Annotated in this window: 22 protein-coding genes; 6 read left to right on the plus strand and 16 right to left on the minus strand. The window is 60.4% G+C overall.

Annotated features, from left to right (window positions below; genetic code table 11):
- Positions 1-74: 74 nt before the first annotated feature.
- The 5 genes from PMI36_RS24100 to PMI36_RS24080 all read right to left on the minus strand — a co-directional run bounded on the left by PMI36_RS24100 (position 75) and on the right by PMI36_RS24080 (position 4867).
- A complete protein-coding gene (locus PMI36_RS24100) occupies positions 75-839 on the minus strand; it encodes a hypothetical protein (protein ID WP_008068687.1) in 765 nt (254 codons plus the stop codon).
- Between the two features lie 504 nt (positions 840-1343).
- The gene (tcyN, locus tag PMI36_RS24095) at positions 1344-2093 is read right to left on the minus strand and encodes an L-cystine ABC transporter ATP-binding protein TcyN (protein ID WP_008068688.1); all 750 of its coding nucleotides are present in this window, start codon (positions 2091-2093) and stop codon (positions 1344-1346) included.
- Positions 2094-2097: 4 nt separating this feature from the next.
- Positions 2098-2763, minus strand: coding sequence for a cystine ABC transporter permease (gene tcyL, locus PMI36_RS24090; RefSeq protein ID WP_007903115.1), 666 nt, complete (start codon positions 2761-2763; stop codon positions 2098-2100).
- Positions 2763-3557 carry a cystine ABC transporter substrate-binding protein gene (tcyJ, locus tag PMI36_RS24085; protein ID WP_008005157.1) on the minus strand — a complete coding sequence of 265 codons (795 nt, stop codon included), beginning with the start codon at positions 3555-3557 and terminating at the stop codon, positions 2763-2765. Before tcyJ ends, tcyL begins: the two co-directional genes overlap by 1 nt.
- Positions 3558-3874: 317 nt before the next feature.
- Positions 3875-4867, minus strand: a complete 993-nt coding sequence (locus tag PMI36_RS24080; protein WP_008068689.1) for a D-cysteine desulfhydrase — start codon at positions 4865-4867, stop codon at positions 3875-3877.
- A gap of 190 nt (positions 4868-5057) precedes the next feature.
- On the opposite strand from PMI36_RS24080, the gene epsC reads away from it, so the two are divergent.
- A complete protein-coding gene (gene epsC / locus PMI36_RS24075; protein ID WP_008068690.1) occupies positions 5058-5984 on the plus strand; it encodes a serine O-acetyltransferase EpsC in 927 nt (308 codons plus the stop codon).
- A gap of 419 nt (positions 5985-6403) precedes the next feature.
- On the plus strand, positions 6404-8359 hold the full coding sequence (betT, locus tag PMI36_RS24070) for a choline transporter BetT (RefSeq protein ID WP_162830916.1): 1956 nt from the start codon (positions 6404-6406) through the stop codon (positions 8357-8359).
- 26 nt (positions 8360-8385) lie between these two features.
- Here betT and PMI36_RS24065 read toward each other — a convergent pair whose 3' ends face one another.
- Together PMI36_RS24065 and PMI36_RS24060 are read right to left on the minus strand one after the other, a co-directional pair.
- Entirely contained in the window at positions 8386-8646 is a 261-nt protein-coding gene (locus tag PMI36_RS24065; RefSeq protein WP_008068693.1) for a hypothetical protein, read from the minus strand.
- A gap of 169 nt (positions 8647-8815) precedes the next feature.
- Positions 8816-9556, minus strand: a complete 741-nt coding sequence (locus tag PMI36_RS24060) for an SDR family oxidoreductase (protein ID WP_008068695.1) — start codon at positions 9554-9556, stop codon at positions 8816-8818.
- Between the two features lie 125 nt (positions 9557-9681).
- On the opposite strand from PMI36_RS24060, the gene PMI36_RS24055 reads away from it, so the two are divergent.
- From PMI36_RS24055 to mgrA, 4 genes are all read left to right on the plus strand, one after another.
- Complete coding sequence (locus PMI36_RS24055) at positions 9682-10572, plus strand: LysR family transcriptional regulator (RefSeq protein ID WP_008068696.1); 891 nt, start codon at positions 9682-9684, stop codon at positions 10570-10572.
- A gap of 128 nt (positions 10573-10700) precedes the next feature.
- Positions 10701-10883, plus strand: a complete 183-nt coding sequence (locus PMI36_RS24050) for a type II toxin-antitoxin system HicA family toxin (RefSeq protein WP_008005171.1) — start codon at positions 10701-10703, stop codon at positions 10881-10883.
- Complete coding sequence (locus PMI36_RS24045; protein WP_008005174.1) at positions 10880-11344, plus strand: type II toxin-antitoxin system HicB family antitoxin; 465 nt, start codon at positions 10880-10882, stop codon at positions 11342-11344. The genes PMI36_RS24050 and PMI36_RS24045 overlap by 4 nt, the downstream gene beginning before the upstream one ends.
- A 165-nt stretch (positions 11345-11509) precedes the next feature.
- Positions 11510-12547 carry an L-glyceraldehyde 3-phosphate reductase gene (mgrA, locus tag PMI36_RS24040; RefSeq protein WP_008068697.1) on the plus strand — a complete coding sequence of 346 codons (1038 nt, stop codon included), beginning with the start codon at positions 11510-11512 and terminating at the stop codon, positions 12545-12547.
- A 154-nt stretch (positions 12548-12701) separates the two neighbouring features.
- On the opposite strand, the gene tauD is transcribed toward mgrA, so the two are convergent.
- The 9 genes from tauD to PMI36_RS23995 all read right to left on the minus strand — a co-directional run bounded on the left by tauD (position 12702) and on the right by PMI36_RS23995 (position 24134).
- Entirely contained in the window at positions 12702-13544 is an 843-nt protein-coding gene (tauD, locus tag PMI36_RS24035; protein ID WP_008068700.1) for a taurine dioxygenase, read from the minus strand.
- A gap of 72 nt (positions 13545-13616) precedes the next feature.
- A complete protein-coding gene (locus PMI36_RS24030; RefSeq protein WP_008068702.1) occupies positions 13617-14114 on the minus strand; it encodes a GNAT family N-acetyltransferase in 498 nt (165 codons plus the stop codon).
- 12 nt (positions 14115-14126) lie between these two features.
- Complete coding sequence (locus PMI36_RS24025; protein ID WP_008068704.1) at positions 14127-16223, minus strand: HlyD family efflux transporter periplasmic adaptor subunit; 2097 nt, start codon at positions 16221-16223, stop codon at positions 14127-14129.
- Entirely contained in the window at positions 16224-17543 is a 1320-nt protein-coding gene (locus PMI36_RS24020) for an efflux RND transporter periplasmic adaptor subunit (RefSeq protein ID WP_008015170.1), read from the minus strand.
- Positions 17540-18322, minus strand: coding sequence for an efflux RND transporter periplasmic adaptor subunit (locus PMI36_RS24015; protein ID WP_008068706.1), 783 nt, complete (start codon positions 18320-18322; stop codon positions 17540-17542). Before PMI36_RS24015 ends, PMI36_RS24020 begins: the two co-directional genes overlap by 4 nt.
- 436 nt (positions 18323-18758) lie before the next feature.
- Complete coding sequence (locus PMI36_RS24010; protein WP_008068708.1) at positions 18759-20336, minus strand: efflux transporter outer membrane subunit; 1578 nt, start codon at positions 20334-20336, stop codon at positions 18759-18761.
- A complete protein-coding gene (locus PMI36_RS24005; protein WP_008068709.1) occupies positions 20333-21397 on the minus strand; it encodes an HlyD family secretion protein in 1065 nt (354 codons plus the stop codon). The genes PMI36_RS24010 and PMI36_RS24005 overlap by 4 nt, the downstream gene beginning before the upstream one ends.
- 26 nt (positions 21398-21423) lie before the next feature.
- The gene (locus tag PMI36_RS24000) at positions 21424-22962 is read right to left on the minus strand and encodes an MFS transporter (protein ID WP_008068710.1); all 1539 of its coding nucleotides are present in this window, start codon (positions 22960-22962) and stop codon (positions 21424-21426) included.
- 251 nt (positions 22963-23213) lie between these two features.
- The gene (locus PMI36_RS23995; RefSeq protein WP_007906395.1) at positions 23214-24134 is read right to left on the minus strand and encodes a LysR family transcriptional regulator; all 921 of its coding nucleotides are present in this window, start codon (positions 24132-24134) and stop codon (positions 23214-23216) included.
- Between the last annotated feature and the right edge of the window lie 80 nt (positions 24135-24214).

The raw sequence follows: 24214 nt of genomic DNA on the forward strand, positions 1-24214 counted from the left end.
AGCTCCTACAGGGTGTACGCCAATCCATGTAGGAGCTGCCGAAGGCTGCGATCTTTAGATGTTGCACAGGGGACTCACCGCTTTTGAGGCTCCGCGGCCATGAGCGCTTCTTTCGGCGGCACTTTCAGGTAGGGATTGGCACAGCCGATCTTCAGTGTGCGTGCCGGTGCCCACCGCGAGTTGTTACCCACGCGGTCGAGGATGCAGTAGGTCACTTCCAGTCGAAGGTCTTCGCCGGCTTCGACAATGATCGCCGGGGGTACCCACACCTGAATCGGCTGACCCACATCGCAAGCCTTGAGCTTGGGCAGGTCCATGCGCACGTCGCCCCAGCGCAGGGTGATCTCGTCCTCGGCGGCCATGTTCAGGTACGGTTCGATGGTTAACGGGACACCGCGTTTGACCTGGTTCGGATTGACCCCCTGACGGCGAATGGTCTCGGGGATAAACACCGGCGCCAGGCTCTGGTTTTCCTCATCGCAAAGGGGCGAGGGCAGGCCGCCCGGGCAATCGAGTTTGATCTGGAAGCGCGCCGCCGGTGATACCGCTGGCCCTTGCCCCACCTGCATGACCTTGTAATGGACGCGGGCAGAACCATTGGCTATGAAGCTTTCCGGCACCCGCAGACTCACGGCTGTGCTGCCATGATCGGCACTCAAGACACAGGAGGCCACGTAGCAGTTGTCCCAAAACAGCTCGATCAGATCGCCTTCATCCATGCCGGGGTAGGGTGGCACGTCGATCATAAGGTGCGCGGCCGAGGTGATGTTGATACCGGCCTTGTGGCTTTGCGCCAGGGTCGGGGCTGCAAGTTCAGGTTTGTTGGAAGTGCTGGTCATGGGTTTCTCTCCTTGAGGCTTTGCCGCGAAGTCCATTTCTGAAAGATCGAAAGGCGTGAATTACCAAGCAACAAAACGATTCGCTATTGGCGCGATTAAATAATAATGAGTGTGATGGCTGTTGCCTGTTGGGAACTAGATAAGAGTGCGCTTGAATAGGTGTCAATAGCGTGGGTTGGTTAAAGGTTAGTTCTTGCGTGATTCAGAAAGCTCCTACGCAGTATGGTTAATAAACCGCATCACTCTGTCGAATAAAGTGTGGTATTTGGTGGGTTTTAGGCCTCTGAGGCAGCAACCCTCTGAGCGTGGGTAGCAGGGTATTTTATAAATTTCAGGCGATATGAATCTGTTGCAGGACATATATATGTACCGCATGGGATGCCGGGAAGTTATTTAGGGTGGGGGCGAATTGTGTGAGTCGTTGGAGGATGCTATTGGCTTTTATAAAGCGGAGTTAATGTCACTTCCATCCATGGAAGTTGACAATTTTTGAGTGGGGCAGCACTAAGCGTTATTAAGAAACTTGCTGAGAAACTGCTTCGTCCGTTCCTCTTTCGGGTTCGCAAACAGTGCCTTGGCTTCGCCTTGTTCGACGATTACACCCTTGTCGAAAAACACTACACGGTTGGCCACGTCCCGGGCAAAGCCCATTTCGTGGGTAACGATCACCATGGTGCGTTTCTCCTCGGCCAGGCCGCGGATGGTCGCCAACACTTCACCCACCAGTTCCGGGTCCAGCGCCGAGGTCGGTTCATCGAACAGGATCACTTCCGGTTCCATCGCCAGCGCCCGGGCAATCGCCACACGCTGTTGCTGACCGCCGGAGAGGCGTCGCGGGTAAGCGTCTTCCTTGCCCGCCAGGCCGACCTTGGCCAACAGCTTTTTACCCAGGGCAACGGCTTCGGCGCGCGGGATTTTTTTCACCACCAACGGGCCTTCGATCACGTTTTCCAGGGCCGTGCGATGGGGGAACAGGTTGAAGTTCTGGAACACAAAGCCCACGTGCTGGCGCAAGCGCCGTACCAGGCTCTGCTGCTGGTTCAGGGGGCGGCTGCCATCGATCTCGATGTCGCCGACCTTGATCCGGCCGCTGCTGGGCTCCTCGAGAAAATTCAGGCAACGCAGGAAGGTCGTCTTGCCCGAGCCGCTGGGGCCGATGATCGCCACCACCTCGCCTTCCTTCACCTGCAGATCGATGCCGTTGAGCACCACCTGACCCTTGAACTGCTTTGTCAGTTTTTCCACGACAATCATTGGGTCAGGACTCCTGGTCGTGCCGATTGACCCGCGCTTCCAACTGGTTCTGCAGGTGCGACAGTACAGTCGCCAGAACCCAGTAGATCAGCGCAGCGGCAAGATACATGGTGAAAATTTCGAAGGTGCGAGCGGTAATCAGCTGTGCCTGACGGAACAGCTCCGGCACCTGAATGGTAGCTGCCAGCGCCGTGTCCTTGACCAGCGAGATAAAGCTGTTGCCCAAAGGTGGCAAGGCCGTGCGCGCCGCTTGCGGCAGAATGGCCCGGCGCAGGGTTTGCGCGCGGGTCATGCCGATACTGGCGGCGGCTTCCCACTGGCCGCGCTCGATGGAGCTGATGGCTGCACGCAGGATTTCGCAGGCGTAGGCAGCCATGTTCAGCGAGAAGCCGATCAGGGCAGCCGGCAGCGGATCAAGTTCGATGCCCAATTGCGGCAAGCCGTAATAGATCACGAACAGTTGCACCAGCAACGGTGTGCCGCGAAAGAACGACACGTAGATGCGGGCGATCCAGCTCACCAGTTTGAAGCGCGACAGCCGCATCAACGCCAGGCCGAAGCCCATCAGCAGGCCGAAGAACATTCCGCCCAGGCTCAGGATGACCGTGTAGTACGCGCCCTTGAGCAGAAAGGGCGCGGAGTCCAGCGCAAGTTGGAAAGCTTCTCCCATTATTGAGTGACGTCAGCGCTGAAGTATTTTTCCGACAGCTTTTTCAGCGTACCGTCGGCACGCAGCTTGTCGATGGCTTTGTTCACCGCGGCCAGCAGCTCAGGCTCGCCTTTGCGCAGGGCAATACCGGCTTCCTGGCGGGAGAACGCTTCGCCGGCGGCGGCAGTGTCCTTGGCCTTCCTGGCATACTCCAGCGCGGCCAGGCGGTCGATCAGAATGGCGTCGATGCGGCCGACGCGCAGATCCTGGAACTTGCTCGGATCATCTTCGTAGGTGCGGACGTCAGCCTTAGGCACATTCTCTTTCACCCACTGCTCGTAGTTGGTGCCCAGGCCTACGCCGACTTTTTTGCCGGCCAGATCGGCGGCGGTCTTGATGGTGTCTTTGTTTTTGGTCAGGGTCAGCGCCTGAATCCCGGAAACGGTGTAAGGCGTGGAGAAGTCGTACTTCTTCTTGCGCTCTTCGGTGATGGTCACCTGGTTGATCACCGCGTCCAGACGCTTGGATTCCAGGGCGGCGAGGATGCCTTCCCATTTGGTCGGCTGCAGTTTGACCTTCACGCCCAGCTCTTTGGCCAAGGCTTCGGAGAACTCGACTTCGAAGCCGCTCAGTTTGCCGGCCTCGTCGACGAAGCTGAACGGTGGATAAGTGCCTTCCAGACCGACGTTGATCACGCCTGCGTCCTTGATTTTTTGCAGTTGCTCACCGGCCACTGCCTGCCCGAGCAGGCCGGCGCTCAGCGCCAGGCCCAGCGAACCCACCAGCAGATTTCGACGTAATGCGGAAAAATTCATGACAAGCCCCTGTGTTTTCTTATGGAAGACGCTTAAGGAAAGTTGGCAAATTCGGGATTTGAACGACTGCGATATCCTGCCCTAAAGCAGCTTATGCGTCTTGCTGCAAATTCGCCTGCGGCGTGACTATATGATGTTGCCTTTAGATAGGAAAATACTAAATATTAAATTTGTTATTCTTTTTGGAGATATAAGATATCTTCGAAAAGATCGCAGCCTGCGGCAGCTCCTACATGGATCATGCACGCCGCAAATTCCGGGTTAACCCCTATCCATGTAGGAGCTGCCGAAGGCTGCGATCTTTTGATCTTCGATCCTTACAAAAAACTTGTATAGGCGAACAACGCCGGCGCCCCGCCGGTGTGCAGGAAGATGATCGGGCCGTCATTGAAGCGCTGGCGCCCAATGCCGTCGAGCAATCCGGCCATGGCCTTGCCGGTGTACACCGGATCCAGCAACAACCCTTCCTGACTCGCCAGCAGCTTCAGCGCCGACAGTGTCCCGGCATTCGGCTCGCCATAACGCGGGCCGAAATATTCGTCCCACAAATCGATTTTGAAATTCGCCGGCAGGCCCACACCCAGCAACTCGGCCGTGCGCTCGGCGAGGCCTTGGACTTTCGGTCGTTGATCTTCATCGCTACGGGAAACGGTCACGCCGATCACTGGCAAATCCGGCAGTGCTTCGCTCAAGGCCAGCGCCAGGCCGCTGTGGGTGCCGGCACTGCCGGACGCCAGCACCACCGCGGCGAATTGCAGCCCGGTGTCCTTGATCTGTTCGGCCAGCTCCAGGCCGGCACGGACATAACCCAAAGCGCCCAATGCATTCGAGCCACCAATCGGCACCAGATACGGCTTCTTGCCGTTACTGCGCAGACGCGCGGCCAGCGCTTCCAATTGCTCGTCGGCGTTGTCGAGGTTTTCCACCAGCTCGACCTTGGCATCGAACAGGTCCAGCAACAGCCGATTGCCGTTGCCGATATAGTTGCTGTCGTCAGTGCCCAGCGGATTTTCCAGCAGGGCCACGCAGCCCAGGCCAAGCTTGGCCGCAATGGCAGCGGTCTGGCGCACGTGGTTGGACTGGATCGCGCCTGCAGTGATCAACGTATCAGCGCCTTGGGCCAGGGCATCGGCGGCCAGGTATTCGAGTTTGCGCAGCTTGTTGCCGCCCAGTGCCAATGGCGTCAGGTCATCGCGTTTGACGTACACATCGCGGCCTAGCCAGGTCGACAGGCGTTCGAGTTTTTCCAGGGGGGTAGGATGACCGAGCAGGTCGAGGCGGTTAAAGCGGGCAAGCTGTTGTTTGATCATGGGTCCGTACTGGCGGAGGAAGATGTCAGGACTATAGGCACGGGTATTTAGTCGGGCAACTGCCAATCGCTTATAGCCAAAAGTGTTGATCTCAGCACTATTGGTTCTTAATTCGGCTGCAAGCCGTTGCCGTAAAGTAATCGCGGTTAACGCGGCCAGACAGTCCGGCCGCCCGTGAGGAGTTTTTACCGTGAGCGAGCGTTCCAGCCATTGGCAATTGCAGACCATCGTCAGCCAACTGCGTACGGCGCGCGAGCAGTGGCGCGCACAAAACGGCCGTGCCAGCGGCGAGCAGGGCGGTCGCGAGTTGCCGTCCCGAGCGGCCATGGCGGATATTCTCGAAGCCTTGTGCGGTGCGCTGTTCCCGATGCGTCTGGGCCCGGTGGATTTGCGCGAGGAGAGTGAAGACTTCTACGTCGGCCACACACTCGACGTGGCGCTGAACGCGTTGCTGGCTCAGGCGCGGCTCGAACTGCGTTACGCCGCGCGCCACAGTGCCCAGGCCGACACTGAAGTCGAGGCCAAAACCATCCAGATCATTCAGGATTTCGCACTGGCTTTGCCGGGGCTGCGCAGTCTGCTGGACACCGACGTACTGGCGGCCTATCACGGCGACCCGGCGGCTCGCAGTGTCGATGAAGTGTTGCTCTGCTATCCGGGAATTCTGGCGGTGATTCACCATCGTCTGGCCCATCATTTGTATCGCGCCGGCTTGCCGCTGCTGGCGCGGATCAGCGCGGAAATCGCCCACTCGGCCACCGGCATCGACATCCATCCGGGGGCGCAGATCGGTCGCAGTTTCTTTATCGATCACGGGACGGGTGTGGTGATCGGCGAGACCGCGATCATTGGCGAGCGCGTGCGGATTTACCAGGCGGTGACCCTGGGCGCCAAGCGCTTCCCGGCGGACGAAGACGGCCAGTTGCAGAAGGGGCATCCGCGGCATCCGATCGTCGAGGACGATGTGGTGATCTATGCCGGGGCGACGATTCTGGGGCGGATCACTATCGGCAAAGGCTCGACCATTGGCGGCAATGTCTGGCTGACCCGCAGTGTGCCGGCGGGGTGCAACCTCAGCCAGGCGAATTTGCAGCATGATGATGGGACGCAGAAGTAAGCCTGTGAAAATGTTCGCTGTCTGATCGGCCGCCTTCGCGAGCAAGCCCGCTCCCACATTAGATCGTGTACCTGTCCCGCGCCTCGGCCTAATGTGGGAGCGGGCTTGCTCGCGAATGGTTTCAAGCCGAACCAGGATAATGGCATTTAGCTAATTTCCCGCTGAACGAATCCCCCCAAACCCGCGTCATACCCATCCTTGAGCTAGCGTACGAAAAGTACCGCCGAGCCCTGCGATTAGTCCTTAGCCCCCTATCCATGTTTAACTTGAACGCTCATTCAAGTTAAACCGCCGGTTTGCTGCCCGCTCACAACAGGAGGCTTGCCTTTGCCGAGTCCGTTATTGATTGCCCTGTTTCACCCCCTTGAGGTGCACCTTTCATGAGTGCACCGTCCACCCCCGCAAGCGGCCAGGTCCGCATGAATCCGCCGGTTTTTTATTTCGCGGCGACCTTCATTCTGTTGTTCGCCGTTGTGGTCATGGCGATACCCGAACAGGCCGGTGCCTGGCTTCTGGAAGCGCAAAACTGGGCGGCCAACACGGTCGGCTGGTACTACATGCTCGCGATGACGCTGTATCTGGTCTTCGTGGTGGTCACCGCCTTGTCTGGCTACGGCAAGATCAAGCTCGGTGCCGACCACGACGAGCCCGAATTCAGCTACCTGTCCTGGGCCGGCATGCTGTTCGCCGCCGGGATCAGCATCACGCTGTTTTTCTTTTGCGTGTCCGAACCGCTGACGCACCTGGCACAACCGCCGCAAGGTGAAGCCGGCACGGCGGACGCGGCGCGTCAGGCAATGCAGATTCTGTTTCTGCACTGGGGCCTGCACGGTTGGGGCGTGTTCGCTTTCGTCGGCATGGCGCTGGCCTATTTCGCCTATCGACATAACCTGCCGCTGGCCCTGCGTTCGGCGCTGTACCCGCTGATCGGCAAGCGCATCAACGGCCCGATCGGCTACGCGGTGGATGGCTTCGGCATCATCGCCACGGTATTCGGCCTCGGCGCGGATATGGGCTTTGGTGTTTTGCACCTCAACTCAGGGCTCGACTACCTGTTCGGCATCGCCCACACCCAGTGGATTCAAGTCGGCCTGATCACGCTGATGATGGGTGCGGCGATCATCGTCGCGGTGTCCGGCGTCGATAAAGGCGTGCGGGTGATGTCCGACATCAACATGCTGCTGGCCTGTGCGCTGCTGCTGTTTGTGTTGTTCGCCGGCCCCACCCAGCATTTGCTCAACACGCTGATCCAGAACCTCGGCGATTATCTCGGCGCCTTGCCGATGAAGAGTTTCGACCTCTACGCCTACGACAAACCCAGTGACTGGCTGGGTGGCTGGACGGTGTTCTACTGGGCCTGGTGGATTGCATGGTCGCCGTTCGTGGGCCTGTTTATCGCACGGATTTCCCGTGGCCGGACCATCCGTGAATTCGTTTTCGGCGTGCTATTGATTCCGCTCGGTTTCACCCTGGCGTGGATGTCGATCTTCGGCAACAGCGCCATCGACCAGGTCCTCAACCACGGCATGAGCGCGCTCGGTATGTCGGCCATCGACAACCCGTCGATGACCCTGTACCTGCTGCTGGAAACCTACCCGTGGAGCAAAACCGTGATTGCGGTCACGGTGTTCATCAGCTTCGTGTTCTTCGTGACCTCCGCCGACTCCGGCACGGTGGTGTTGTCGACGTTGTCCGCCAAGGGTGGTAACCCGGATGAAGACGGGCCGAAATGGCTGCGAGTGTTCTGGGGCGCGATGACGGCGTTGGTGACCAGCGCGCTGTTGTTCTCCGGCAGCATCGATGCACTGAAGTCAGCGGTGGTGCTGACCTCGTTGCCGTTCTCGTTGATTTTGCTGCTGATGATGTGGGGGCTGCACAAGGCGTTTTATCTGGAGTCGCAGAAGCAGATCGCACAACTGCATTCCCTCGCGCCGGTGTCCGGCTCGCGGCGCGGTGGTTGGCGTCAGCGCTTGAGTCAGGCGGTGCATTTCCCGTCGCGCGATGAGGTCTATCGCTTCCTCGATACGACGGTGCGCCCGGCGATTGAAGAAGTGACTTCCGTGTTTGTCGAGAAGGGTTTGCACGTGGTCACTCAGCCTGATCCGGCCAATGACAACGTCAGCCTTGAAATCGGTCATGGCGAACTGCATCCGTTCATCTATCAGGTGCAGATGCGCGGTTACTTCACGCCGTCGTTCGCCCGTGGCGGCATGGGTTCCAAGCAACTCAACAACCGTCGTTACCACCGGGCCGAAGTGCATTTGCGCGAGGGCAGTCAGGATTACGATCTGGTGGGCTACACCAAGGAGCAGGTCATCAACGACATCCTCGACCAGTACGAGCGGCACATGCAGTTCCTGCACCTGGTGCGTTGATTGAGAAGGGTGGCGCTGACGTCTTGTCAGGCGTCAGTGCTCATCGTCATGAACAACACCAGCGCCGCCACCGGTACGCCGAATACCGCGCTACCCACCACCAGTTCCGTGCTCAACGGCTGGCCGGCGTTGACCATGCCGACCGCGCCGTTGATCAAGGTCAACGCCAGCCACAGCACGACAAAGCTGTAGGCCAGGGTCTGACGGGAGAAACCGATTTTCTCGCCGATGAACAGCATCAGCGCCAGCAGGACCAGGCCGAAGGTGATGATGATTGCTGTGTGCATACTGAGTTTCTCCCTTCAGATGTACTGCCCTTGAGGCCGCCTTCGCGGGCAAGCCCGCTCCCACAGTGGTCGCGGGTGTTCACAGGCGTTGTGTTCACTGCCGATCCTGTGGGAGCGGGCTTGCCCGCGAAGGCGGCCTTGCTGATTCACCCCAATACATCGAGCATAGTTAAACCAACCCACCATTCACCCGCAAAATCTGCCCATTGACCCAAGCCGAATCCGGCCCCACCAGAAACGACACAACGCGAGCAATATCCTCCGGCTGACCCAAACGCTCCAGTGGAGGCATCTTGGCGAAAGTCTGGATTTGCTCTTCGCTCTTGCCGTGCAAAAACAGGTCGGTAGCCACCGGGCCAGGCGCCACGGCATTGACGGTGATGTTGCGCCCGCGCATTTCCTTGGCGAACACCTGGGTCAGGGATTCCACAGCCGCTTTGCTGGCGATGTACACCGCGTAGCCCGGCAAGTTAAGGCCAACGGTGCTGCTGGAGAAGTTGATGATCCGGCCACCGCTGTTCAGACGCGTCGCCGCTTCACGCAGTGTGTTGAAGGTGCCGCGAGCGTGGATGTTGAAGTTCTGGTCGAACAGTTCATCGCTGTGTTGCGCCAGTGGCAGAACCTTGAGGATGCCGGCGTTGTTGACCAGCACGTCGACCTTGCCCAGTTGGGTTTCGGTTTCGTCGAACAGTCGACGTACATCATCGGCGTTGGCCACATCAGCCTTGATCGCTATGGCCTGATGCCCGGCCTGACGCAACTCCACAACCATTTTCGAGGCTTCAGTGGCGCTGCTGGCGTAGTTGATGGCGACGGCGAAACCTTCATTGGCCAGTTGCCTGGCGATCACAGCGCCGATGCCGCGGGAGGCGCCGGTCACGATGGCAACTTTCGAAGTTTGAGCAGTCATGGCGTTGATTCCTTGGAGTGGTTTTGAAGTGGAGCCAGACTCACATGTTTACTCAGGCCAATAAATGCATGAGAGTTGTCTTGACTGTTCAATAATCACCAACAATCGAGTACCAGGAGTGACCCGTGGATCAAGTCAAAGCGATGAAGGTGTTCGTGCGGATCTACGAGCGCAGCAGCTTCACCCTGGCGGCCGATGACCTGAATCTGCCGCGGGCGACGCTGACCCACACGCTGAATCAGTTCGAAGCCTGGCTCGGCACCCGTTTATTGGAGCGCAGCACTCGCAAGGTGCGTCCGACCCTGGATGGCGAGGCGTATTACCTGCGTTGCGTGCAGTTGCTGGCGGAACTGGAAGAGGCCGAACTGGCATTTCGCAGCGTAGCGCCGAAAGGGCGGTTGCGAGTGGATCTGCACGGTACCTTGGCCAAGCACTTCGTGATCCCGGCGTTGCCGCAATTCATGGCGCGCTACCCGGATATCGAACTGTCCATCAGCGAAGCCGACCGCTTCGTCGACCTGATCGCCGAAGGCGTTGATTGCGTGTTGCGCGCCGGCACCTTGGGCGACTCGGCACTGATCGGTAAACGTGTCGCCAACTTGCGGCAGATTACCTGCGCCAGCCCCGCCTACCTGCGCAAATATGGCGAACCGAAAAACCTCGAGGACCTGAAAAAACACCGCGCGGTGAACTACGTTTCGCGCACCACCGCCAAGTTGTTTCCGTTTGAATTCATGGTGGATGGCGAGCTGCAAGAAGTGACCATCGATGGCGCATTGTCGGTGTTCGGTGCGGAGATTTATGCCGCCTCGGCGATTGCAGGCCTGGGGTTGATTCAGTGCCCGCACTACCGAATGGAAACGCTGATTTCCCAAGGGCTGGTGCGGGAAATCCTCACCGACACACCACCGCCGCCGATGCCGGTTTCGGTGCTGTATCCCCATAACAAACACATGTCGCCACGGGTTCGGGTGTTTGTGGATTGGTTGGGGGAAGTGTTTGCGGGCGCCCGGTAACCGATGGTCTGCGGGTAATCCGGCCTGCTTGTGTTCGGCTAATATTTATCAGAGTGTGTATGGTGTGTATTGCGGGTGTGATCATCGCGTAATGTGCTCAGCAGATGCTGCCCACAAGGACGAAGGTGATGCGAAGTCGGGAAATGATCAGGATGATCGAGGAGGATGGTTGGTATCTGGTGGCCGTGAAAGGTAGCCATCATCAGTACAAGCATTCGTGCAAGTCAGGCAGGGTGACGATAAAACACCCTGATTCGGATCTTCCAAAAGGAACGATCAACAGCATATTGAAACAGGCGGGTCTGAAATGAGGCCCGACATCGGAAACGAGAGCCTCGAAGGGGCCACATCACAGGAAGGACTCATCGAAATGAAATTCCCGGTCGTTCTGCACAAGGATGCCGACTCAGAATACGGAGTGATTATCCCGGACGTGCCGGGGTGCTTCTCTGCGGGCGCTACTGTGGCACAGGCATTTGAAAACGTGAAAGAAGCGTTGGCTTTGCACTACGAAGGTCTGGTCGCCGATGGTGATCCACTTCCGCAGGTGCGTGAGATTGATGCTCATCTGGATAACCCTGATTACGCTGGCGGCGTGTGGGGGGTGGTCGAATTCGATATCACGCCTTATTTCGGCAAGTCGGTGCGCTTCAATGCCACGCTTCCTGAGCAGTTGCTTGAGCGTATCGACCAGACGGTCAGACGAGATCAGCGATACAGCTCAAGATCTGGTTTTTTGGCGGCTGCCGCGTTGCGTGAGTTGTCGGCGTAAACGTTGGGAGTGGATATCGGCGCTATGCGGTGGGTCAGATTTAATAATCTATGAAACGTTTCAGCATTTTCTCGAGTCCGAGGTTTATCGGCGTTTGTCCAAGCGTATGCTGGGCAACTTGCAAAGCAGTCGATACCCCATTCAAGACAGACAAGAGAGGATTCGATGACCTACACCGCTGCCGAAAATCGCTACGACTCCATCCCTTACCGCCGCGTGGGTCGCAGCGGGTTGGTGCTGCCGGCACTGTCCCTGGGCTTGTGGCACAACTTCGGCGACAGCACGCCGATCGACACCCAGCGTTCGTTGCTGCGCACGGCATTCGATCTGGGCATCAACCATTTCGACCTGGCCAACAACTACGGCCCGCCGTACGGCAGCGCCGAGATCAACTTCGGTCGTTTGCTGCGTGAAGACTTCAAGCAGTACCGCGACGAGTTGATCATTTCCAGCAAGGCCGGTTGGGATATGTGGGCCGGCCCTTACGGTCAGGGCGGCGGTTCACGCAAGTACGTGCTGGCCAGCCTCGACCAGAGCCTACAACGCCTGGGCCTCGATTACGTAGACATCTTCTATTCCCACCGCTTTGACCCGGACACGCCGCTTGAAGAAACCGCCAGCGCACTGGCCACTGCCGTGCAGCAGGGCAAGGCGCTGTACATCGGTATCTCGTCGTATTCCGGGGTGAAAACCCGTGAAATCGCCGGGTTGCTGAAGGAGTGGAAAGTACCGTTGCTGATCCATCAACCGGCCTACAACCTGCTCAACCGCTGGGTGGAAAAGGACCTGCTGGACACCACCGATGAACTCGGCACCGGCGTGATCGCCTTCACGCCGTTGGCTCAGGGGCTGTTGACCGACAAGTACCTAAATGGTGTGCCAGCGGATGCACGGGTCAATCGTCCGGGCGGTGGTTCGCTGCAGGCGGCTCACCTGTCCGAAGCCAACATCGCCCATGTGCGGGCGCTCAATGAAATCGCCAAACGCCGTGGTCAGAGCCTGGCGCAGTTGGCGCTGGCCTGGACCCTGCGCGATCCACGGGTGACCTCGGCGCTGATCGGCGCGAGCCGGCCGGAGCAGATTATCGAGAATGTCGGGGCGTTGAAGAATCTGAATTTTAGCGTGGAAGAACTGGCGGAGATTGATCGGTTTGCCCAGGAGGGTGGGGTCAATCTTTGGGAGAAGCCTTCGACGGCGGAATAAGTGTTCGGCGCCGGGTCTTCTGGCGCCTGTCACATAGCTTTCGCGAGCAAGCCCGCTCCCACATTAGACCGAGTCCTTAGATAAGAATGCGATCACCTGTGGGAGCGGGCTTGCTCGCGAAGAGGCCCTCATAGCCACTGAAGAAGCTGGGTGCTCACCGAAAGAAAGGCACATCCCCCAACACCGTCGCCCGCTGCATCACCCGCCGTGCCGGGCGGTAATCATCCACCGCGTGATGTTGGGTCACACGATTGTCCCAGAACGCGATGTCGTCTTTCTGCCAGCGCCAGCGGATGGTGAATTCCGGTCGTGTGGTGTGGGCGAACAAGAATTTCAGAATCACCTCGCTTTCCGTTTCCGACAGCTCATTGATCTTCGACGTGAACCCTTCATTGACGAATAGCGACCGGCGCCCGCTCACCGGGTGCGTGCGAATCACCGGGTGCGATAGCGGCGGGTTCTTGCGTCGGGCTTCTTCCCACTGGGCCAACGCGTCCGGTGTATTGCCATAGCGCTCCAGGGGGAACGAACGGGTGAAATCGTGAGTTGCGGTCAGCCCTTCCAGCAGGGTTTTCATCGGTGCGGACAGTGCTTCATACGCCGCAATACCACTGGCCCACAGCGTGTCGCCGCCAAATTCGGGCAGCAGTTTGGCGCTGAGCACTGCACCCATGGCCGGGGTCGGCAGGAAGGTCACGTCGGTGTGCCAGATCGCGTTGTCCCGCACGTCGGTGACGGCGGTGTCGAGGATCAGCACTTCTGGCTGCTCAGGCACGTTCGGGTAGATCGGATGAATGTGCAGGTCGCCAAAATAGGCGGCGAACCGCGCTTGCTGCTGCGGCTCGATCGGCTGGTCGCGGAAGAACAGCACTTGATGCTTGAGCAGCGCCTGCTCGATGGCATCGCGTTGCTCAACGTTCAGCGGCTGGCTGATATCGATACCGCTGATTTGCGCGCCGAGGGCGGAGCTGAGGGGGACGATTGTCAGGTTACTCATGGTGGTTCTCTTCGAATTCTGTATCGAGCTTTTGTGGGAGCGAGCCTGTGGCGAGGGGACCTTGCCCCGGGCTCAACCCTGTGGGTACCACACCAACCGCTCCGCCGCCGGGTTGCGCTCTTCAACCTGAAACCCCAGCGCCAGGTAATGCTGGCGCGCATGGGGATTGTTGGCCCAGACCACCGTCGCCACCGGGCAGCGGATTTGTTGCGCGGCTTTCTGTACGCCTTGCAGCACCGTCCGACCGTAACCCTGGCCTCGGGCCTGTGGAATGAAGGCCAGGTACAGCACGCGAATTTCATTGGGGCCAAAGTCGGTGGTCAACGCACCGATGGCCGTGTCGAGTTTCTCTATCACATAATGCATGGCGTTGGGGAAGTTCTCCCCCAGCCCTTGTTCCTGCACTTTGAATTGCTGGGCAACCACCTGCTCAACCACCTCCTGCTCACCGTCGATCCATTGCAGATCCGGCCGCGCCGCTTGGTAAAGGCTGTGCAGAAAAGGTCCATCGCTGGTCCGCGAAGGCCTGACCACCAGGCCGTCCGCTGCCACTGAGTTGCTGTTCGCCATCGCTGTCCTCCCTTAGAAACCGCTTTCCCTGACCCCCAAGGCCGCCATTCGTCGCCAGGCAACGCCCAGCAACGACTCGCCGCTGCCCTGCAACACCACAATGCCGCGCAACGGCTGCACCGGTGTCGGCGTATTTTCGAGGATGCTCAACCGCGCGCCGTACTGCGCCTGTACCGGCTCGGCGCGCTGATGCTGGTCACGGCGCACGGCAATCGGCCCATGGTGATCGGAGGTCAACGCTTCCTGATCGACATAAGCCGCGCCGTTGGTATCGATTTCGCTCAATTGCACGGCGATTGCCGGGTGCATCGGGTCATCGGCGATGAACCGTCCGCTGGCCCCCGGGGCGACACGCCAGAGTTCGGCTTCGGCCAGATAACCGCGCAACCGCGCGCCGTCTTCGACCACCCGCGCCAAGGGATCTTTGGTCGAAAGCCAGCGGCCGACCGTTAACTGCGGCAGCAGATCGCGCACCTTGCCTGTATGGGGGGCGCGCAATAACAGACGCTCGCGCTGGGCGGCCAGGCCCCGATATTCGGCCACGGCTTCGGCCAGGCGCTGTTCGACGATACCGGCATCGGCCGCAGTTTCGCTACGGCCGGCCTGACGACGCATCTGTAATTGCTGAATCTGGATTTCGCGACGGACGATGGCCTGGCGTGAATCCAGATCCGGGGATTCCAGTTCGATCAGCACCTCACCTTGAGCGACGATCTGGCCGTCGTGCACATTCACCGTTTTGACCCGCGCCGCCACCGGCGCGTGCAGGGCGCTGGCGCGTCCGGCCTCAAGCATCGTCGGCAACTCCACCGCGCTGCGCCATGGCAACGCCAGCAGCAACAACAGCCCAAGCAACGCCAGACCGCTGAGCAGTACCCGAGGCGCATGTGCCTGTTCACGACGGCTCCACCATTGCCGCCATTCGCTCAGGATCGGCAGGAAGATGAACCACACCAGTTCCACCAGCATCAGGAAGATCCCTAACACTTTGAAGAACAGGTGATAGACCGCCAGCGCAATCCCGAAAAACAGCACCGCGCGCCACAGCCACGCGCCATACCCCCAGATCAATAAACGCCGCTGCATTTTCGGCGACCAAGGCTCCGGTGCCGGGGCTGCGTAGCCGAACAAAAACTCGCGCAGCCGCCAGCGGCACAAGGCAAAGGCCCGCCCTTGAAGGTTGTCCACTTCCCAGAAATCACTGAGCAAGAAGTAGCCATCGAAACGCATGAACGGGTTGAGGTTGATCACCAGTGTGGTGATCCAGGTCGCACTGGCGAGCATGAACGCCGCAGTACGCCCAGGGCCGTCAGGCAGCAGTGACCAAGCGAGCAGCGCGATACACGCCAACACCAGTTCCGCCAGCACTCCGCCGGCACCGATCAGCAACCGCGCACGTCGATCATTAACCCGCCAGGCGTCGCTGACATCCGTGTAAAACATCGGCAGCAGCACCATGAACGCCACGCCCATGCTTTGCACCCGACAACCGGCGCGCTTGGCCATGAAGGCGTGGCCGAACTCGTGGCACAGCTTGGCGAAAAACAGCGCCACAGCGAACGCCAGCGCACCGCCGAGGCTGAACAGGTGCGGAAAGGTCGCGATAAACCGCTGCCAGTCCCGTGACACCAGAAACACCCCGAGCCCTAGCGTCGCGGGCAATCCGTAGCGCAATGCACGCGGGCCGAAACGCTCCAGCCACGGCCAGGCGCGATTGAGAAAGGTGTCCGGGCGCCACAGCGGAATCCGGAAAAACAGGTATTGATGCAGCAGGATTTGCCACAGGCTCTGGCGCTGGGCCGCGGCCTTCAGGCTATAACTGGCGCGCTGCGACGGGTCGAGGGCGCTGATCAGATCGTGGCCGCGCAAAAACTCCAGCAATTGCTCAAGCGCCGCGCCATCCAGCGGTAGCCCCGGCTCGCGATTGGCGGCACGCAGCACTTGCTCGGGATCGCCCAACGACCAATGGCGCAGCAAGCGCATCGCCGCCGCACCGAGTTTGAAATAGCGCCCGCGCACCGGGTCGGCCAGGGTCCAGCGCGGCGACCCGTCGAGGGCCGGGGCCGCCGCCGACAATTGCAGGTCTGCCCGCAGGCTCGGCAGGCTCATCTACAGGCCCACGCTCTGGCGCAACCCGGCCAGCGGTCGGCGCAACAGGTACAACGCCAGCGGCGCACGGTCGCCGAAGACTTTCGCGGTGCCACGCAGGCCGATGCGCGGTGGCGCGGCGTCGAACGTCGCATCCAGTCGATAAGCCAGTTGCCCGCCAGCCGTGGGCTGCGCCTCGTAGGCCGAACGTTCGAGTTTGGCCAAGTGCCGCTGCAGCGGATCGCTGTCGAGAAACAGTGCGACCTGCGCGCCCGGTTCCAGGGCAATCGCATCACCCACGGCCAATTCGATGCGCAATTCGGCCTGGTTCGGGTCGGCAATTTCCATTAACCGTTCACCGGTTTGCACCGGTTTGCCGGTCCAGCGCTCGGCGTCGGCGAACACCGCGATACCGTCCCGCTCGGCGCGTACCTCGCTGCGTTTGAGCAGCTCCCGGGCGTAATCCCGTTCAGCGCGCTTCTGTTCCACTCGCGCCGCCAGCAGATCGATTTTCGAACTGGATTCGGCATCGGCGAAGGAACGTTGGGAATTGGCCTTGAGTTCCGCTTCGGCAACGCCCAGGGCGCGCTCGGCCACATCGGCCTGAGCCTTGAGCGTGGTGCTTTCGAAGCGCAGCAGCAGGTCGCCGGTTTTCACCGCCTGATTGGGTTTGACCAGAAACTCGGCGATCACCCCGTCCAGCGGCGCGGCGACCACCCGACCGCCCAACGGGACGACTTCGGCGGGGGCCAGCACCGATTGGCGCACCGGGATCAGCAACCCGAGCAACAACACGGCAACCAGCGCCACCTGACGCTTGCGCGTCCAGCGCAATCGCCATGGTTTGCGCGGTTGCTGCGCGAGCCAGGCATGGCTGTAGGTGTCGCCCAGTTGCGACAGCAGCACTTGTTCGGAAGGGTTCCACGGCACATCCCGCGCCAGCCACAGACCGCCGAACACCTCGCCCTGATGATCGATCAGCGGCAGCCAAAACACCTGAGCGGCTGACAGACTTTGCCAGTCGGCCAGAATCGATTCGCTAAGGAGATCAGGCGCAATCACCCGCGCCTGTTTCAGCACCTCAAGCTTGAACAGCTGCGCGACCGCTTGCTCGACAAACGCCACGAACGGCGCATTCGGTTCCACGGCACTGACACCGGTAACCGCCTGCACCTTGCCGGCGATCAACAGCGCGGCATGGCGGAAACCGAACAGCGCCTGACCGTCATTGACCAGGCTGTAAGCCAGTTGCGAAGGCGTGCGCGCGGCGCGGGTCTGGCGTTCGAGGTCGAGAAACCTGGCGAACACCTGCTCGGCGCCGCCGGTCACCGGGGCGTTCATTTGAGCTCCGCGAAATGCGCCGTTCCGCTCATGCCGGCCAACAGACCGTTGGCGTTGGGCAGCGCCGCCACCAGCAGCAAAGTCTGGCTGCCTTCGTCGATCCGCGCACCGAGGCGTTTGACCGTGGCATCCAGCGGCTGACCGGTTTCATCGGGGACAAAACTGAAGGTCTGGCCGGGCTTGAGCTTGCCCATCCAGCGCGACGGCACCAACAGGTGAATTTCCAGGGTGCGGTTATCGACCACGTCCAGCAACGGCGTGCCGGCGGCAACGCTTTCGTAGCGCTTGACCTTGCGCTCGACGACCTGGCCATCAAACGGCGCAACCACGCTGCAGCGTTTGACCTGAACCTGATAGACCTGCGACTGCGCCTGAATCTCGCTAACCTTGGCCTCGGCCCGCGCCACTTCAAAGCGCCCGACTGAATTCAACGCCGCCAGTTGTTTGTTGTGCGCCAGTTCTTCACCAGCACCACGGCTGGCGGCCTGAGCCGCATTGAGCTGAGCCTGATAAGCCGAACAGTCAAACCGCGCCAGGGTGTCGCCTTTTTTGAACGACTCGCCCTCACTGAACGGCAACTCGACAATCCGCCCCGACAACTCGCTGGCCAACACCGCCTGATCCCGGGCTCGCAGCACACCACGGGCTTCACTGCTGGCCGACGCATTCCCGCCAACCGCGCTGTTTTCCAGCAGCGGATCGTCTGGCGCAGGCGTTTGCGCCTGTACTACGCACGTTACAAAGGTTAATCCCGCAACCCAAACACGAAAACGCCGCATAACCGTAACTCCCTGACGGATGAGCGGAGTCTAAGACAGCGGGAGTGAGCGTCAAGCGGATGGCCATCATTGGTTGAAAGAGCGTGCTCGCTGTTCAGTATTAATTGCCTTACAAATCATCCAGAAGGTTCCTACACCATAGCCGGACAGCCACAGATTGCAGACGTAGACCTGACACCTTAATCTCGCCGAACTAAACCTTGTACGCAGCGATTAAATTCGCTGGCAGTCAGGGTGAAGAAACCGGCTCCGGCCCAATGCCTGTCAGTTAAGCGCAATCCATGTGGGAGCGGGCTTGCTCGCGAAGACGGCGGCACAGTCAACATTGATGTCGCCTGATACGCCGCTTTCGCGAGCAAGCCCGCTCCCACAGGTTCCGCGCCTTAACTGACTGGCATTGGGCTCCGGCCGGTTTTTTCGTTTTTCTGCGCGCAGATCAGCGCTGCGCCGTCTCCGCCAGCGGATACACCGACTCCCATCCCCCACCCAACGCCTTATACAAACCAACCATCGCCAACGACACCCCGGTCGAGCTCTCGACCCACTGTTGCTGGGTCGCCAGCAATTCGCCTTGCACGGTGAGGACGTTGACGAAATCCACCACCCCTTCGACGTATTGCTGTTGCGCGGTGCGCAGGGCGATCTGGTTTTGGCGCACGGCTTCGGCGAGGCTGTCGCGGCGCAGTTGGCTGGCGTTGTAGGCGGTGAGCTGATCGTCGATTTCATGCCAGGCCCGCAGCACGGTTTGCTGATAGGCCAGCGCCGCTTCCTGTTGTTGAGCTTCGCGCAGGTGCAACATCCCGCGCAGGCGACCGCCGTCGAACAGCGGCAGGCTGAACTGCGGGCCGATGCCGAACGAACGCGAGCCCCAAGAGCCGAAATCGCTTAGTTGCAGGGCCTGCGAACCGATGTTGCCCGACAAGGTGATTCGCGGATAAAAGTCGCCCTTGGCCACGCCGATGCTGGCGGTCGCGGCATGCAGACGGGCTTCTGCCTGCCGAATGTCCGGGCGGCGCTCGGCCAATTGCGACGGCAAGCCGATGGCGACCTGACGCGGGGTTTGCGGCACGGGAGCGTCTGTGGATAACTCGGCGGACAACGCTTGCGGCGGTTCGCCCATCAACAGGCTCAGGGCGTTGATCAGTTGCGACTGACGCTGCTCCAGCGCCGGCAAACGTGATTCGATGGCCGCGACTTGCGCAGCGGCTTCGGCGACGTCCAGATCCGTCGCCACGCCGTCGGCCAGGCGCAGTTGCGAGAGTTTCAAACTGTGCCGGGCGACGTCGAGGTTTTGCTCGGTGACGGCCCGCGTGCTTTGCACACCGCGCAGTTGAATGTAGTCCTGAGCGGTTTCGGCAAGCACGGACAGCAGCACGCCGCGACGATCGTTTTCCGCCACTTCCAGCGTGGCATCGGCGGCTTCGGTTTCACGGCGCACACGGCCCCAGAAATCCAGTTCCCAGGAGGCGGAAAAGCCGGCGTCCCACAGGTTGAACGCCGAGTCGCCGTTGTTGCCCGACGGATCGTTCAGGCCTTCACCGCTGTTGCGTTTGCGCCCGTAGCTGCCGGTGGCGGCGGTATTGGGATAGCGGTCGGCGGTGATCACCTGACGCGCGGCTCGGCTTTGCTGCAAGCGGCTGCTGGCGAGTTTCAGGTCGAGGTTGTCGGTCAGGGCGCGTTGGGTCAGGGCCGAGAGTTTCGGGTCGTGGAATACTTCCCACCAGCGTTCGTCCATTTCGCTGGGAATGATCTGACTGGCGGCGGCTTTGGCTGGTTTGGACCATTCGGCCACTTGTTGCGGCTGAGGTTTTTGGAAGTCCGGGCCGACGGTGCACGCCGAAAGGCTCATGACCAGCAAGGCATAAAGGGGGATGTGAGGCCACTGGCCTCTTCGCGAGCAAGCCCGCTCCCACACTGGATCTCTTTTTATGCATGAAGCTTGGGCACCCAGCAGATCAAATGTGGGAGCGGGCTTGCTCGCGAAGACGTCAGCCCTATCAACAAAAATCTTCATCGTTGCGCGACCTCATGCTCGCCGGTACTGGCAGTATCAATCCTCGCCTCCACCGACATCCCCACCCGCAACCGCTCGGCCAATGGCTGGCCCGGATCGAGGAGGATTTTCACCGCAATCCGTTGCACAACCTTGGTGAAGTTGCCGGTGGCGTTGTCCGGTTTGACCGAGGCAAAAGTCACGCCGGTGGCCGGTGCGATGCTCTCCACGCGGCCGCGCAGGGCTTCGCCGCCGAGGCTGTCGACATGCACTTGCACGCTCTGCCCGGGCTGTACGTCAGTCAGTTGGGTTTCTTGAAAATTGGCGACCACATAAGCCCGCTCCAACGGCACCACGGCCAGAATCTTGCTGCCCGGTGTGACATAGGCACCGACCCGCACCGCGCGTTCGCCGACCATGCCGTCCTGAGGCGCAACGATGCGCGTATAGGACAGCTCATAACTGGCCATTTCCAGCGCCGCTTGCGCTCGCTTCAGCCCACCTTCGGCCGCATCACGCTGGGCGGTCAGGATCTCCACTTGCTTGCGTTCCGCCGCCAGCACCGCTGTGGCATTGGCCAAGCGAGCGGATGCCTGATCGATGCGTGTGCGTGCTTGCTGAGCATTTTGCACCGTGCCGGCGCCGACCCCGGCGAGATGGTTGTAGCGGTTCAGTTCATGCTCGGCGAAGGCCATTTCAGCCTTCGCCGAAACCACCGTGGCCTGGGCCTGAGCGATCACCGATGTCTGGCGCTCCAGGGTGGCCCGAGCGTTCTGCAACTGCGCCCTGGCCACCAGGGTTTCAGCGTCCGCGGCTTCAGCGGCAGCGCGTAGATCGCGGTCGTCGATCAACGCCAGTAGCTGTCCGGCCTTGACCAGCTGGTTGTCTTCCACCAGCACGTCCTTGATAAACCCCGCCACGCGAGGCGCCACCCGGGTGTAGTCCGCCGAGACGAAAGCATCGTTGGTGCTCTGCTGTGTACGCTTGCCGAACAAGCCCGGCGCCAGCAGGTAAATCAACACGCCGAGCGCCATCGCTGCGGCAATGCCGACAGCGACTTTTTGCTTTGATTGAGTCGTCATAAAAACCTTCTGTTTCAGTGAAGCATTCAAGTCGGCGCGCGCGGTGGATAGATCCGCGTCGGCAGCCAGAAAATCAGCAGGATCAGCGCCACGGCGACGCCGGCCATGCATAGATAAAGATCGGAGGAGGTCAGCACTAGGGCCTGTTGATGCAGTCGGTGAGCCAGGCTTGCGTTGTCGCTTTGGATCAGGGGCGAGTTACCAAGGTTGTCCACCAGCATGGTCGAGTGGAAATGCAGCCTTGCAGTGGTCAGCGCCTCGATCACCCCGGTGGCGATTACCGCCGCCAGGCCTTTCACGGTATTGAACCAGGCCGAGGCGTACGGCCCTTCCATCGGAGTGATGCTGCCGGTGGAAAGCATCAACAGCGGCAGCACGGCCATGGGCTGCCCAAAAATCTGCAGCCATTGCAGGACATAGAAATCGTCGCGAATCCATGCCGACGTCAGCTGCGAACCACCGAGGCAAGACAGCGTCAGCATGCTCAGGCCGATCCCCAGCACCCAGCGGCAATCGACCCAGCGCAGGTTGCACAGCGCCGCCACCAACGGCAGCGCGATCAACTGAGGCAGCGCCGCCAGCAGCATGATCGGCGCGGTCTGCACCGGCCGATAACCCTGGACCTGAGCCAGATAACTGGAGGGAATGATGACCACCGCGAGCAACACCACAAGCACGCCGGCCAGCGTCAACAGCGCGAACGACAGGTTGCGGATACCCAACATCTGTAACTTGAAGAATGGAATCGGTTGCGACCACTCATTGATCAGAAACAACACCAGCAACAGCAACCCGCCGCCGAGCAGTCCACAGATCAGGCTCGACTCGAACCAGTCCAGCCGATTGCCTTGCAGAATGCCGATCACCAGCATGCAGATCGCCGGGAACCCCAGCAGCAAGCCACGCCAGTTGAATGACTTGAAGCGCTCCAGCCGCAGCGGATCCTGGGGCAAACCGTAGGCCACCGCCGCCATGGCAATCAGGCACGGCACGACGATTTGCCAGAAGGTCCATTGCCAGCCGACGTACTCGGTCCACAACCCGGCCAGCGGTGTACCGAGACCGGGGCCGAAGGTTGCCGTCAGGGCATAACCGGCCAGGCCATAGAGTTTCACGTTGGCCGGCAGGAACCGCAGGGCAACGGTCATCAGCATCGGCGGCAACGCGCCGCCTGCCAGGCCTTGCAAGGTGCGCATGACCAGCAGGCTTTCGTAATTCGGAGCGAACGGGCACAACACACCCAGCAGGGTGAATGCACTGATCGCGTACAGCGTGAAGCGGCGCAACGAAAACGTCACCGAACACCAAGGGGCAAACGCCATGGCAGCCACCGAGGTCGCGGTGTAACTGGCGACCAGCCAGGTGCCTTCGTCGTAACCGATGGACAACGCGCCGCGGATATCGGCCAGCGCGACTTTGGTCACCATCTCGTTCAGGCCCGACACCAGCACCGCCAGTAACACGCCCACCAGGCCGATGATGATTCGCGGGCCGAAGACCGGTGGCGCGACGGCGGCCGTTGGTTTGGCCGCAGCGATAGGCGCCGTGACCGTGAGGGAAGTCATGTACTGCAAGCTCCGGAAGGGGAATACCGAAGCATTTTAGGGAGAGGGAACGCTGACGAAAATTGACTTATTGGCAGCTTATAAGTGCGTTTCATGCAGCAATCAAATCGGATGGCTGGCCAATTTTTGAAACGACACAGATCCCCTGTGGGAGCGGGCTTGCTCGCGAAGGCGGTGTGTCATTCAGCATTGATATTGACTGACATACCGCTTTCGCGAGCAAGCCCGCTCCCACAAGGGGTTGCGTCAACTCAGCTTGGTTGTGCCGCCAACCACGTCTCGTCACAACAGGTCTTGAGGGTTTCACGCATCCAGCGATGGGCCGGGTCCTTGTCGAAACGCGGATGCCAGGCCTGGGTCAGCATGAGGGTTGGCAATGGAATCGGCAGGGTGAACGAGCGCAGTTTCAAGCCCAGGCGTCGCACGCTCAGCAGCGCCTCCTTGGGCACCGGCAGAATCAGATCGGAATCCGGCAAGGCGAACATCGCCGCATGGAAACTCGGTGCAATCACCGCCACCCGCCGCTCCAGGCCCAAGGCGTTGAGCGCTGTGTCGATCGGCCCGCGGGCGATCCCGCGACGGGACATGCTGATATGGGAAAATCCGGCGTAACGTTCGGCGGTGATTTCTTCGTCGAACAACGGGTGATCTTCACGCACCAGCCCGACAAAGTGCGTGGAAAACAGGTTCTGAACCTTCACTTCCGGCATCAGCGGACGATTGTTGCTGACGCTTAAATCGATGCGCCCTTCGCGTAACGCTTCGTCGTCGCCATCGCCCTCAGGAACGAAGCGCAATTCGCAATGCGGGGCCTGGCGTTCCATCGTGTCAAATAGCTTGCCGCCGTAAACGCCAACAAAGAAATCATTGGCGCGAATGCTGAACCGCCGGCGCAAACTGCCCAGATCCACCTCATCGGCGGAGCGGAACAGCAAAGCGGCCTGCTCCACCAGGTCCCGCACCTGCTCGCGCAACTCCAGTGCCTTGGGCGTCGGCACCAAGCCTCGACCGGCGCGCACCAGAATCGGATCGCCAATGGCCTCGCGAATCCGCGTCAGCGTCCGGCTCATCGCCGCCGGGCTGAGGTTCATCCGCCGTGCAGCGCCTACCACACTGCCTTCATCGAGCAAGGCGTCGAGGGCGACCAACAGGTTCATGTCCGGGAGTTGCATGCTGAGCACTCGTGTCTGATCTGGATTGATTCAGACGCAATGCTAGCAAACATCTGCCTGACGAATGTATTGGCAGGTCT

It is taken from the genome of Pseudomonas sp. GM79 (assembly GCF_000282495.1).
Lineage (GTDB): Bacteria > Pseudomonadota > Gammaproteobacteria > Pseudomonadales > Pseudomonadaceae > Aquipseudomonas.